The 12,160-nt window shown below is 72.4% G+C and carries 10 protein-coding genes; 4 read left to right on the top strand and 6 right to left on the bottom strand.

The features are described 5' to 3' along the window. Positions 1-64: 64 nt before the first annotated feature. The gene (locus ACIQVI_RS11065) at positions 65-421 is read right to left on the bottom strand and encodes an iron-sulfur cluster assembly accessory protein (RefSeq protein WP_015033024.1); all 357 of its coding nucleotides are present in this window, start codon (positions 419-421) and stop codon (positions 65-67) included. A 236-nt stretch (positions 422-657) separates the two neighbouring features. Between ACIQVI_RS11065 and nadA the strand changes: the two genes are divergently transcribed. After that, complete coding sequence (gene nadA, locus ACIQVI_RS11060) at positions 658-1,845, top strand: quinolinate synthase NadA (protein ID WP_121828451.1); 1,188 nt, start codon at positions 658-660, stop codon at positions 1,843-1,845. Positions 1,846-1,936: 91 nt separating this feature from the next. On the opposite strand, the gene ACIQVI_RS11055 is transcribed toward nadA, so the two are convergent. The 5 genes from ACIQVI_RS11055 to ACIQVI_RS11035 form a co-directional block, all read right to left on the bottom strand. Then, positions 1,937-5,104 (bottom strand): efflux RND transporter permease subunit, encoded by a 3,168-nt coding sequence (locus ACIQVI_RS11055; protein ID WP_403593858.1) that lies wholly within the window; start codon positions 5,102-5,104, stop codon positions 1,937-1,939. A 183-nt stretch (positions 5,105-5,287) separates the two neighbouring features. Further along, the gene (locus ACIQVI_RS11050; protein WP_351973566.1) at positions 5,288-5,986 is read right to left on the bottom strand and encodes a response regulator transcription factor; all 699 of its coding nucleotides are present in this window, start codon (positions 5,984-5,986) and stop codon (positions 5,288-5,290) included. Continuing rightward, positions 5,983-7,239, bottom strand: coding sequence for a histidine kinase (locus ACIQVI_RS11045; protein WP_351973565.1), 1,257 nt, complete (start codon positions 7,237-7,239; stop codon positions 5,983-5,985). The genes ACIQVI_RS11050 and ACIQVI_RS11045 overlap by 4 nt, the downstream gene beginning before the upstream one ends. Positions 7,240-7,873: 634 nt before the next feature. Next, the gene (locus tag ACIQVI_RS11040; RefSeq protein ID WP_351973564.1) at positions 7,874-8,152 is read right to left on the bottom strand and encodes a hypothetical protein; all 279 of its coding nucleotides are present in this window, start codon (positions 8,150-8,152) and stop codon (positions 7,874-7,876) included. A gap of 31 nt (positions 8,153-8,183) precedes the next feature. Next, a complete protein-coding gene (locus ACIQVI_RS11035) occupies positions 8,184-8,984 on the bottom strand; it encodes a PspA/IM30 family protein (protein WP_121828447.1) in 801 nt (266 codons plus the stop codon). A 272-nt stretch (positions 8,985-9,256) separates the two neighbouring features. Here ACIQVI_RS11035 and ACIQVI_RS11030 point away from each other — a divergent pair, with 272 nt between their 5' ends. The 3 genes from ACIQVI_RS11030 (at position 9,257) to ACIQVI_RS11020 (ending at position 11,857) form a co-directional block, all read left to right on the top strand. Further along, a complete protein-coding gene (locus ACIQVI_RS11030; protein WP_053640362.1) occupies positions 9,257-9,862 on the top strand; it encodes a DUF3043 domain-containing protein in 606 nt (201 codons plus the stop codon). Positions 9,863-9,927: 65 nt separating this feature from the next. Continuing rightward, complete coding sequence (locus ACIQVI_RS11025; protein WP_403593851.1) at positions 9,928-10,704, top strand: class I SAM-dependent methyltransferase; 777 nt, start codon at positions 9,928-9,930, stop codon at positions 10,702-10,704. Between the two features lie 79 nt (positions 10,705-10,783). After that, a complete protein-coding gene (locus ACIQVI_RS11020) occupies positions 10,784-11,857 on the top strand; it encodes a S1C family serine protease (protein ID WP_121828446.1) in 1,074 nt (357 codons plus the stop codon). Positions 11,858-12,160: the final 303 nt, after the last annotated feature.

Raw genomic sequence — 12,160 nt, 5'->3', positions numbered from 1 at the left:
CGCGCACGCGTGAGGGCGGGCCCCGGAATTCCTTCCGGGGCCCGCCCTCGTTCACGCGTACGACTTAGCTGAACGAGTCGCCGCAGGCGCAGGAGCCCGTGGCGTTCGGGTTGTCGATGGTGAAGCCCTGCTTCTCGATGGTGTCGACGAAGTCGATCGAGGCACCGCCCAGGTACGGGGCGCTCATGCGGTCGGTGACGACCTTGACGCCGTCGAAGTCCTTCACGACGTCGCCGTCGAGCGAGCGCTCGTCGAAGAAGAGCTGGTAACGCAGGCCGGAGCAGCCACCGGGCTGAACGGCGACGCGCAGGGCCAGGTCCTCGCGGCCTTCCTGGTCGAGGAGGGCCTTGACCTTCGCCGCGGCGGCGTCGGACAGGAGGATGCCGTCGCTGACAGTGGTCTTCTCGTCCGATACGGACATCTGCTTCTCTCCCGGTGTGTACGGAGACTGCTTGCCGACGGTTGAAACCGACGGTGCCCCGGATTCATTCCGGGCCGAGTGGGGTTTTCCTCCTTTCATGCTCGCACACCCTGTCCAGCCGTGCGGAAGGCGAATTCGTCACATCGACACTATGGACATCGTCAACGTGACGTGAAGGGGTTATGATAGATAGCGTCATTTAGACGAAAAGGTTCCCCGAAGAAAGGGTGCGTGACGTGACCACGGCCCAAACCCGTCATGAGCTCGACGTTCAGCCGACGCCGCTCGCCCTCCTCCTGCTCGGCCGCGAGGCGGACCCGAAGAGCGAGCGCGGCGTGGAGTGCCCCGGCGATCTGCCGTCGCCCTCCGACCCCGACCTCGTGGAACGCGCCCGCGCGGCCAAGGAGAAGCTCGGGGACAAGGTCTTCGTGCTCGGCCACCACTACCAGCGCGACGAGGTCATCCAGTTCGCCGACGTCACCGGCGACTCCTTCAAGCTCGCGCGCGACGCGGCCGCCAAGCCGGAGGCGGAGTACATCGTCTTCTGCGGCGTGCACTTCATGGCGGAGTCGGCCGACATCCTGACCGGCGACGAGCAGAAGGTCGTCCTGCCCGACCTCGCGGCCGGCTGTTCGATGGCCGACATGGCCACCGCCGAGCAGGTCGCCGAGTGCTGGGACGTGCTGACCGAGGCCGGGATCGCCGAGCAGGTCGTGCCCGTCTCGTACATGAACTCCTCGGCCGACATCAAGGCCTTCACCGGCAAGCACGGGGGCACCATCTGCACCTCGTCCAACGCCGAGCGGGCCCTGAACTGGGCGTTCGAGCAGGGCGAGAAGGTCCTGTTCCTGCCTGACCAGCACCTGGGCCGCAACACCGCCGTCCGCGACATGGGCATGTCCCTGGACGACTGCGTCCTGTACAACCCGCACAAGCCGAACGGCGGCCTGACCGTCGAGCAGCTGCGCGACGCCAAGATGATCCTGTGGCGGGGGCACTGCTCGGTGCACGGGCGGTTCTCGCTGGAGTCGGTCGAGGACGTACGGGCCCGCATCCCCGGGGTGAACGTGCTCGTGCACCCCGAGTGCCGGCACGAGGTCGTCGCCGCGGCGGACTACGTGGGCTCGACCGAGTACATCATCAACACCCTGGAGGCGGCCCCGGCCGGTTCCAAGTGGGCGATCGGCACCGAGCTGAACCTCGTCCGGCGCCTGGCCAACCGGTACGCCGACCAGGGCAAGGAGATCGTCTTCCTCGACAAGACGGTCTGCTTCTGCTCGACCATGAACCGCATCGACCTGCCGCACCTGGTGTGGGCCCTGGAGTCCCTGGCCGAGGGCAAGCTGATCAACCGGATCGAGGTCGACAAGGAGACGGAGAGCTTCGCGAAGCTGGCCCTCGAACGGATGCTGGCGCTGCCGTAACGATTCCCCGCACTCCCGTACGTACGCCGAAGGGCGCCCCGCGCGTGTCGCGGGGCGCCCTTCGGCGCGTGCCGGGCCAGGACGGCCGGGCTCAGTCCAGGAGGTCCAGCAGGCTCGCGTCCAGCGGCGAGACGTCCGGCTGCTCCGCGTTGTGCGCCATGTCGTCGTCCTTCGCCTTCTTCTTCGCGGCCCGCTTCTCCGCCTTCCTCTTCGCGCGGCGCTCCTTGCGGAGCTCCACCATCGCGTAGAGCGTCGGGACGAGGAGCAGGGTCAGCAGCGTCGAGGTGATCAGACCGCCGATCACGACCACGGCCAGCGGCTGGGCGATGAAGCCGCCCTCGCCGGTGATGCCGAGGGCCATCGGCAGCAGGGCGAAGATCGTCGCCAGGGCGGTCATCAGGATCGGGCGGAGCCGGTGCCGGCCGCCCTCGACCACCGCTTCGACGACGCCGAGGCCCCGCTCCCGGTACTGGTTGATCAGGTCGATCAGGACGATCGCGTTGGTGACGACGATGCCGATGAGCATCAACATGCCGATCATCGCCGGGACGCCCATGGCGGTGTCGGTGACCACCAGGAGGCCGATCGCGCCGGTCGCCGCGAACGGGATCGAGACCAGCAGGATCAGCGGCTGGACCAGCGACCGGAAGGTCGCCACGAGCAGCATGAAGACGATCGCGACGGCCGCGAGCATCGCGAGGAACAGGTTGAGGAAGGCCTCGTTCTGGTCCTCGGAGACCCCGCCGATGGTGGCGGTGGCGCCCGCCGGCAGGTCGAGCGCGTCGATCTCCGACTGGAGGGAGGCGCTGACCGCGCCGGTGTTGTCGCCGACCGGCTTGGCCGTGATCGTCGCGGCGCGGGCGCCGTCGATCCGGGTCATGGAGACCGGGCCGGGCACCAGCTCCACGGTGGCGACGTCACCGAGCCTCACCGGGCCGAGGGGCAGCGCCTTCAGCTCGGCGAGCGTGGTGGCGGGCTTCGCCGAGGTGATGAGGACGTCCCGCTCGCTGTCGTCGAGGGTCGCCTTCGCGGCCGGGGTGCCCCGGACGGCCTGGGCGACGGCCATGCCGAGCGAGGCGGAGTCGAAGCCGGCGTCGGCCGCGGCGGGCTTCGCCGTGACGGAGACGCGCGGGACGGACTGCGAGAGGTCGCTCTGGACGTCGGTGACGTCCGCCATCCCGGCGATCGCGGCCCGGACCTGCTCGGAGGCCTTCTTCAGGACCTCGGCGTCGGCGGCCTTGACGACCACGCTCAGGTCCTGGCTGCCGAAGCCGTCACCGGCCGCGAGGGTGGTGTCGCCGATCCCGTCGAGGCCGGCGAGCCCCTTCTGGAGGGCGTCCCGCGTCCTCTCGTACGAGGCGGACTCCTCCAGGCTGATCTGGTACGAGGCCTGGTTCGCGCCCGTGCCGCCGCCGAAGGCCGCCATGAAGCCGGACGAGCCGACGGTGACCTGGTAGTCCTTGACGCCCTCGGTCTCCGCGAGGACCTTCTCGACCTTCTTCGCGGCCTCGTCGGAGGCGCTCAGGGAGGTGCCGGGCGCCAGCTCCTGCTTGATGCTGAGGACCTCCTGCTCGCCCTGGTCGAAGAAGTTCGTCTTCAGGAGCGGGGTCATGCCGAAGGTGACGACCAGGACGGCGAACGCGATGCCCAGGCTGGCGAGCCTGCGCCGGGTCGCGAACCGCAGGACCGGCACGTACAGGCGCTGGAGGCGGCTCTTCTCCTCCGCCTCCTCGGCCTTCCTGCGGGCCTCGGCCAGGTCCTCGGGCGTGCCCTCGGGGGCGCGCAGGAACCAGTACGAGAGGACCGGGACGACGGTCAGGGAGACGAGCAGCGAGGCCAGCAGGGCCGCCGTGATCGTCAGCGAGAACGAGGCGAACAGCTCGCCGACCATGCCGCCGGTGAGGCCGATCGGCAGGAAGACGGCGACGGTGGTGAGGGTGGAGGAGGTGACGGCGCCCGCCACCTCGCGGACCGCGGTGAGGATCGCCTCCCGGCGCTCCTCGCCGTAGCCGAGGTGGCGCTTGATGTTCTCCAGGACCACGATCGAGTCGTCGACGACCCGGCCGATGGCGATGGTGAGCGCGCCGAGCGTCAGCATGTTGAGCGAGAGGTCGCGGGTCCACAGCACGATGAGGGCGAGGACGACCGAGAGCGGGATGGAGACCGCGGTCACCAGGGTCGAGCGGACCGAGGTGAGGAAGACCAGGATGACCAGGACGGCCATGACGAGGCCGAGGGCGCCCTCGGTGGTGAGGCCGGAGACGGCCTTCGCGACGGCCGGGCCCTGGTCGGAGACGACGGTCAGCTCGGCGCCGGCGCCGAGGTCGCGGCGCAGCTCGGGGAGCTTCTCCTGGACGGCGTCGGAGATCGCGACGGCGCTGCCGTCCTTGTCCATGGTGGCCGTGACGGCGAGGCTGGGCTTGCCGTTGGTGCGGGTCAGGGAGGTGCGCGGGGACTCCTCCTGGCGGACGGTGGCCACGTCCGCGAGGCGGACGGCCCTGCCCTTGCCGGGGGCGGCCGCCGGGATGCGCAGGTCCTCGATCTGCCGCAGGGAGGTGTAGCCGCCGCCGACCTGGATCGTGCGGCTCTTTCCGTCCTCGGCGAAGGAGCCGGCCGGCATCGTGCCGCCGCCGGCGCGCAGGGCCTCGGCGAGCCGCATGGTGCTGAGTCCGGCGGCGGCGAGCTTCCGCTCGTCGGGGGTGACGGAGACCTGGAGGTCCTGGACGCCGCCGACGGAGACCTGGCCGACGCCCTCGATGTCCTGGAGGGCGGGCACGACGGTCCGGTCGAGGAGGTCCGCGAGGGCCTGCGGGTCCCGGTCGGAGGCGGCGGCGAGGACGACGGTCGGGATGTCGTCCGTGGAACCGGCCACGACCTGCGGGTCGACCGTGTCGGGGAGCTGGGCGCGGGCGCGGTTCACGGCCTGCTGGACGTCGGCGACGAGCTGCTTCGTGGACTCGTCGCCGTAGTCGAAGGAGGCCATGACGAGGGCCATGCCCTCGGAGGCGGTGGAGGTGACCGACTTCAGGCCGTCGACGGCCTTCAGGTTGTTCTCCAGGGGCTCCACGACCTGCTTCTCGACCACGTCGGGCGAGGCGCCCTGGTACGGGGCGAGGACCGAGACCACGGGCAGCTCGATCGAGGGGAACAGCTGCTGCTTGAGCTGCGGGATCGCGATCGCGCCGAACACGAGCGCGACGAGGGACGTGAGCCCGATCAGGGCCCGTTGCGCGAGGCTGAATCTGGACAGCCAGGACATGGGATGGGGTCTCTCTTCCGTGGCGTACGCGTCGGCGGTCGGGAGCGGCCGGAACCGCGGCCTTCGACCGGCCCGAGACGCCCCCGTCCATACGATCGGCCATGCGCCGCCGGAATTCCTCGGCCCCCGGGCGCACTTCCCCGTGCCGCGCGTACCGCGTCTGGAGTACGTCCGCGGCCGGGATCACTCCACCCTCGGGCGTACCAGTCCCGACTCGTAGGCGGTGACCACCAGCTGGGCCCGGTCGCGGGCGCCGAGCTTGGCCATGGTCCGGTTGACGTGGGTCTTCACGGTGAGCGGGCTGACGTCGAGCCGCCGGCCGATCTCGTCGTTGGACAGGCCGCCCGCGACGAGGACGAGGACCTCGCGCTCGCGGGCGGTGAGCGCGGCGAGGCGCTCGGAGCGGGCCCGGACGTCCCCTTCCGCGGCGCCCGCGCCGGCGTCCCGGGCGCCCTGGGCGAGGAAGGTGGCGATCAGGCCCTTGGTGGCGGCCGGGGAGAGCAGGGCCTCGCCGGCGTGGGCGATCCGGATCGCGCCGAGCAGCTCTTCCGGTTCGGCGCCCTTGCCGAGGAAGCCGGAGGCCCCGGCGCGCAGCGACTGCACGACGTACTCGTCGACCTCGAAGGTGGTCAGCATGACGATCCGCACGCCGGAGAGGTCGGGGTCGGCGGTGATCGCGCGGGTGGCGGCGAGGCCGTCCGTGCCCGGCATCCGGATGTCCATCAGGACGACGTCGGGCCGCTCGGCGCGGGCCAGCTCGACGGCCCGGGCGCCGTCGGCGGCCTCGCCGACGACCTCCATGTCGGCTTCGGAGTCGACCAGGATCCGGAAGGCGCTGCGCAGCAGGGCCTGGTCGTCGGCGAGCAGCACCCGGATCGTCATGTGTCCTCTCCCTCGCCCTCCCCGGTGCGGGGGGTCACGGGCAGTATCGCCTGGACGCGGAAGCCGCCGCCGTAGCGGGGTGCGGTGGTCAGGGTGCCGCCGAGGGCGCCGACCCGTTCGCGCATCCCGAGCAGCCCGTGGCCGCCGGCCGGGGGCGGGGCGGGGGCGGTGGCGGGCGGGCCGTTGTCGAGGACGGTGATCTCGACCGTACGGCCCACCCGCACGACGCTGACCTCGGCCTCGGCGTCCGGTCCTGCGTGCTTGCGCACGTTGGTCAGGGCCTCCTGGACGATCCTGTACGCGGCCAGGTCGACGGCGGCGGGCAGCGGCTTCTCGCCGTCGGTGCGGGCCAGGGCGACCGGGAGGCCGGCCTTGCGGAAGCTGTCGAGCAGTCCGTCGAGGACGGCGAGGCCGGGGGCGGGCTCGGTGGGGGCCTCGGGGTCGCCGGACTGGCGCAGCAGGCCGACGGTGGCGCGCAGCTCGTCGAGGGCGGAGCGGCTGGCCTCGCGGACGTGTGCGAGGGCCTCCTTGGCCTGGTCGGGGCGCTTCTCCATGAGGTGGGCGGCGACGCCGGCCTGGACGTTCACCAGGGCGATGTGGTGGGCGACGACGTCGTGGAGGTCGCGGGCGATCCGCAGCCGCTCCTCGGCGACCCGGCGCCCGGCCTCCTCCTCGCGGGTGCGTTCGGCGCGTTCGGCGCGCTCCCGGATGGCGTCGACGAAGGCCCGCCGGCTGCGGACGGCGTCCCCGGCGGCGGCCGCCATGCCGGTCCAGGCGAAGACGCCGAGGTTCTCCTGCGCGTACCAGGGGGTCGGGCCGAAGACCATGGCCGCGGCGGTGAGCACCGTCATGGTGGCGAGGCCGACCCGCCAGGTGGTGGGCCGGTCGGTGCGCGCGGCGACCGTGCAGAGCGCGACGACGACGCTCATGGCGATGGGGGCGGGTCGGGTGTCGTCGACCAGCTCGACGAGGGCGACCGCCACGGTGAGGCAGAGCACGGCGAAGGGCCTGCGGCGGCGCCACACCAGCGCGACGGCCCCGGCGACCATGAGCAGCACGCTGCACGCGTCGGGCGCGCGGTCCCCGAAGGTGGGCCCGCTGGGGCTGCCGTGCGGGTCGGTGAAGGACCCGGCGACCATGCAGCCGAGCACGCCGAACGCCAGCACCGCGTCGAAGGCGAGCGGATGCGCCCGGAACCAGTCGAGGAGCCGCCGAGCGGAAAGACCGCCGACGGCGGATCCGGTGGGAGTCACGGGAGGCAACGGTACGGGCCGAAACCGGGGCCGGGCACCGGACCTCCGGAACCGGACCTCCGGAACCGGGCCTCCGGGCCGAGGGGCCTGGGAGGTCGGGGGCCAGGGCCCCGGGGCAGAGGTCGGGGGCCGAGACCAGGGGCCGGGACGCCAGAGGCCGGGAGCCAGGGCTCAGGATCCGGAGGCCGGGGCCGAGGAGCAAGAGGGCCCAGGGGCCCGGGACCGGGCCGCCTGCTCCGGGGTGGGGACGAACGGATGTGCGATACGGGCCCAGGGGCCGGAGGCCCGGGCGGCCCAGGGTTCGGGCCCGGGGGCTCCGGGGCCCGGAGGCTTGAGGTCCAAGGTTCGGGCTCGGGGGCCCGGGAGGCTGGGCCCGGGGGCCCGGGGGTTCGAGCCCAGAGGCTCCGGGGCCCGGGGCCTTGAGGTCCGGGGTTCGGGCCCGGGGGCCCGGGGCCTTGAGGTCCAGGGTTCGCGCCCGGGGTTCGGGGGGCCGGAGGCTTGAGCTCTGGGGTTCGGGCCCGGGGGCTCCGGGGTCCGGGGCCTTGAAGGCCGGGGTTCGGGTGCTTGGCGAAGGGGCCCGCAGCGCGAAGGTCCCGGCCCGCGAGGGGTCGGGACCTTCGGGAGCGAGAAAGGGTCAGCCGGGGATGAGGCCGTCGTCGGAGAGCATCTTCCTGACTTCCTCCAGGCTCGCGTCCGGGGCCGGGAGGATCAGCTCCGAGGGTTCCAGGACGTCGTCCGGGAGCGGAGCGCCCAGGCGTCGGACCGCGTCGAGGAGGGCGCCGAGCGTGCGCCGGAAGCCGGCCGTGTCACCGGTCTCCATCTCCGCGAGCAGTTCGTCGTCGAGCCGGTTCAGCTCGGCGAAGTGGCTGTCGGCCAGCTTCCACTGGCCCTCCCCCATGATCCGTACGATCATGACGCGTCCTGTTCTTCCGGAGAACCGAGGGCTACTTCTCGAAGCGCGGGTGGGACTGCTGCTGGTTCTGCTGCTGCGGCGCCGCCGTGCCGTTGCCGCCCTCCAGCGCCTGCTGCTGCGCCGACGGGCCCCCGGCCAGCTCGGCCTTCATCCGCTGGAGCTCCAGCTCGACGTCCGTACCGCCGGAGAGCCGGTCCAGCTCCGCCTGGATGTCGTCCTTCGCGAGCCCGGACTGGTCGTCCAGGGCGCCCGAGGCGAGCAGCTCGTCGATCGCGCCGGCGCGCGCCTGGAGCTGGGCGGTCTTGTCCTCGGCCCGCTGGATCGCCAGGCCGACGTCGCTCATCTCCTCCGAGATGCCGGAGAAGGACTCCGCGATCCGGGTCTGGGCCTGGGCCGCCGTGTAGGTCGCCTTGATCGTCTCCTTCTTGGTGCGGAAGGCGTCGACCTTGGCCTGGAGACGCTGGGCGGCGAGGGTGAGCTTCTCCTCCTCGCCCTGGAGCGTCTGGTGCTGCACCTCCAGGTCGCTGACCTGCTGCTGGAGCGCGGCCCGCCGGGACAGCGCCTCGCGCGCCAGGTCCTCGCGGCCGAGCGCCAGCGCCTTGCGGCCCTGGTCCTCCAGCTTGGCGGACTGGCCCTGCAGCTGGTTCAGCTGGAGTTCGAGCCGCTTGCGGGAGGTGGCGACGTCGGCGACGCCCCGTCGCACCTTCTGCAGCAGCTCCAGCTGCTTCTGGTAGGAGTAGTCGAGCGTCTCGCGCGGATCCTCGGCCCGGTCAAGGGCCTTGTTCGCCTTCGCGCGGAAGATCATCCCCATACGCTTCATGACACCGCTCATGGGCTTCGCGCGCCCCCTTCTGACGGACTCGGCTCCAGCTCTTCAACAAGGTCCACAGTACGGGCCCCGACTCCATTACCGCACTGTTCGGAGCGGGATGCGCTCCTCCCCAAGGACGACTGCGTGCGGCGCCCCCTCCCGCGCAGGGAGTAGACGGAGTCCGGGGAAACCCGTGGCCTTCCCCCGTACGTACCGCCCAAGACGCAGTCCGTTAGCGGATCGTTCCCGCCCGGCATGGGGTTCATGCCCCCTACCCCGTACCCTTGGGTTTTGTGTTCCGTAGCCGTTCGAAGGACGAGAAGGCCCCCACCGACAAGGTGACGGCGGACCTCTCCACCCAGCAGCCCCGCGACCCCGAGGCCCCCAAGGGCCGCCCGACGCCGAAGCGGAGCGAGGCGCAGTCCCAGCGCCGTCGCGCCTCGACGGTGCCGCTCGACCGCAAGGAGGCCGCCAAGCGCCAGCGCGAGGCACGCCGCTCGGACCTGGCCCGTCAGCGCGAGGCGCTGGCCAGCGGCGACGAGCGTTACCTGCCGGCCCGTGACAAGGGTCCGGTGCGCCGCTTCGTGCGCGACTTCGTCGACTCGCGGTTCGCGATCGCCGAGTTCTTCCTGCCGATGGCCGTGGTGATCCTCGTGCTGTCGCTGTTCGGCAACGCCAACCGGGCGCTGCAGAACATCTCGCTGCTCCTCTGGCTCGGCGTGATCATCCTGATCGTCATCGACTCGATCGGCCTGTGGATCCGGCTCAGGAAGCAGCTCAACGCCCGCTTCCCGAACGAGCCGAAGCGCGGAGCCGTGGCCTACGGTCTGATGCGTACGCTCCAGATGCGCCGACTGCGGCTGCCGAAGCCGCAGGTCAAGCGCGGAGAGCGACCCTGAGCGCCGACCGCTCGGAGTTCGGCGGCCCCCCGTTCGAGGGGTCCGCGTCGGAGGCGGCGGCTCCCGTGCTGCCCGCCGTCGCGCACTGGCCCGCCGGGACCGGCGGGCTGCGCGACACCATCCGTCAGGAGATCGTCGCGCGCCAGCTCGACGAGCAGATAACCGGCCGCTACCCCGTGGGGCAGCGGCTGCGGATCCTCGACGCGGGCATGGGGCAGGGCAACCAGGCCCTGCGCCTGGCCAGGGCCGGTCACACCGTGACCGGCCTCGAAGCCGATCCCGACCTCCTGAAGGCGGCCCGCGAGTCGCTGGCGACGGAGCCCGCCGGGATCCGCGAGCGGGTCCGGATGATCGAGGGCGACGGGCGCGAGACCGGGGTGCACTTCCTGCCCGGCAGCTTCGACGTGGTCCTCTGCCACGGCGTGCTCATGTACGCGGACGAGCCGGACGCGCTGCTCGCGGGCCTGGCCCGGATGCTGGCCCCCGGGGGGCTGCTCTCCCTGGTGGTGCGGAACGCCGACGCCCTGGCCATGCGGCCGGGGCTCGCCGGGGACTGGGCGGGGGCGCTGGCGGGCTTCGACTCGGACGTCTACACCGACGACGACGGGGTGAAGGTGCGGGCCGACCGGCTCGACGCGCTCACCTCGACGCTGGCGGGGATCGCGGCGCCGCTGCACGCCTGGTACGGGGTGCGGGTCTTCACGGACGGCGTCCCGGCCGAGGTGGGCCTGCCGGCCGCCGACGAGCTGGACCGGCTGTTCGCGGCCGAGGAGCGGGCGGGCCGTACGGATCCGTACCGGCGGATCGCGGCGCTGCTGCACCTGTGCGGGGTGCGGGGGTAGCGGGTCCCCGGGGCCCGGAGGCCCCCTGATCGGGTGCGCTCGCCGGGCCCGGGACGGGGAGGAAACGGATACTCCGGACATGGACGTATCCCGTGCCCCTGCCCGTACCCGCCGCATCCTCCTTCCCCTGGCCGCCGGGGCCTGCGCCGCCGTGCTCGTCGGGGGGTGCTCCTCCGCCGGGGAGGCGGGCGGTCCCGAGCGGTCGACCCGGGCGGTGGCGCCGCGCTCGGCCAACGCGCTGGAGGACGACTACCGGGCCGTCATCAAGGACGTCCTGCCGTCGGTCGTGCAGATCGACGCGGCGAACAGCCTCGGCTCGGGGGTCGTCTACGACGACAAGGGCCATGTCGTGACCAACGCGCACGTGGTCGGCCAGGAGAAGAGCTTCAAGGTCACGGCGGCCACCGGCGGGCAGCCGGTGACGGCGCGGCTGGTCTCCACGTACCCCGAGCAGGACCTCGCCGTGATCCGGCTGGAGAACGTGCCGCAGGGGCTGAAGGCGGCGAAGTTCGGGGACTCCTCCGCCGTCGACATGGGGCAGATCGTGCTCGCGATGGGCTCCCCGCTCGGTCTCTCCGGCAGCGTGACCCAGGGGATCGTCTCGGCCACCGGCCGGACGGTCAGCGAGGGGCGGGCCGGCGGCGGTACGGGCGCGACCATCGGGAACATGGTGCAGACGTCGGCCGCGATCAATCCGGGGAACAGCGGGGGCGCCCTGGTGAACCTCGCCGGGGAGGTCGTCGGCATCCCGACGCTGGCGGCGTCCGACCCGGAGATGGGCGGCGGCTCGGCGCCCGGCATCGGCTTCGCCATCCCCGCGTCGATGGTGCGGACGGTCGCGGACCAGATCATCAAGGACGGCAAGGTGACCGATTCGGGCCGGGCGGCCCTGAACATCACCGGGCGCACGGTCCTGGACGACGACTACGAGCCCGCGGGCGTCGCCGTGGTCGAGGCACCGGCGAACGGGGCGGCGGGCCGGGCGGGCCTGAAGCCGGGCGACGTAATCACCCGGCTCGGCGACACGGACATCACCACGATCACCTCCCTGTCGGAGGCCCTGGCCTCCCGGAAGCCGGGCGAGAAGGTCCAGGTGACGTACGTGCGGGGCACGGAGACGGCGAAGACGGAGGTCACGCTGGGCGAGATGTGACGGATGCCGACCGGCCCGTCACGAAGTTGCGGGACCGCCCCGCGAAGCCCCGGCCGGAAGCCCACCGGGCGCCTCGCGCGCGGGCCTAGCGGCCCGGAACCCGAGAAGGGTGCGGGACCCGTCGGCCCAAGGTCCGAGAGCGCTCGGGCCCGTCAGTCCCAGGGCTGAAGGGCGCGGGGTTCGTCAGTCCCAGACCCTGAGGGGGCGGGGCCCAGCGGGGCCGGAGCCCGAGAAGGGCGCGAGACCCGTCGGCCCGGGCCCGAAGGGGCGCAAGCCTCGTCTCGTCCCCGGCGCTCCAGAGGG

It is taken from the genome of Streptomyces sp. NPDC098101, assembly GCF_044760185.1.
Taxonomy (GTDB): Bacteria; Actinomycetota; Actinomycetes; order Streptomycetales; family Streptomycetaceae; genus Streptomyces.
This window is presented reverse-complemented; position numbering and strand designations above follow the sequence as displayed.

Coding starts and splice junctions, on each gene's coding strand:
- ACIQVI_RS11020 (WP_121828446.1), top strand. CDS start 10,784: ATGGACGTATCCCGTGCCCCTGCCCGTACCCGCCGCATCCTCCTTCCC.
- ACIQVI_RS11035 (WP_121828447.1), bottom strand. CDS start 8,984: ATGAGCGGTGTCATGAAGCGTATGGGGATGATCTTCCGCGCGAAGGCG.
- ACIQVI_RS11065 (WP_015033024.1), bottom strand. CDS start 421: ATGTCCGTATCGGACGAGAAGACCACTGTCAGCGACGGCATCCTCCTG.
- ACIQVI_RS11040 (WP_351973564.1), bottom strand. CDS start 8,152: ATGATCGTACGGATCATGGGGGAGGGCCAGTGGAAGCTGGCCGACAGC.
- ACIQVI_RS11050 (WP_351973566.1), bottom strand. CDS start 5,986: ATGACGATCCGGGTGCTGCTCGCCGACGACCAGGCCCTGCTGCGCAGC.
- ACIQVI_RS11055 (WP_403593858.1), bottom strand. CDS start 5,104: ATGTCCTGGCTGTCCAGATTCAGCCTCGCGCAACGGGCCCTGATCGGG.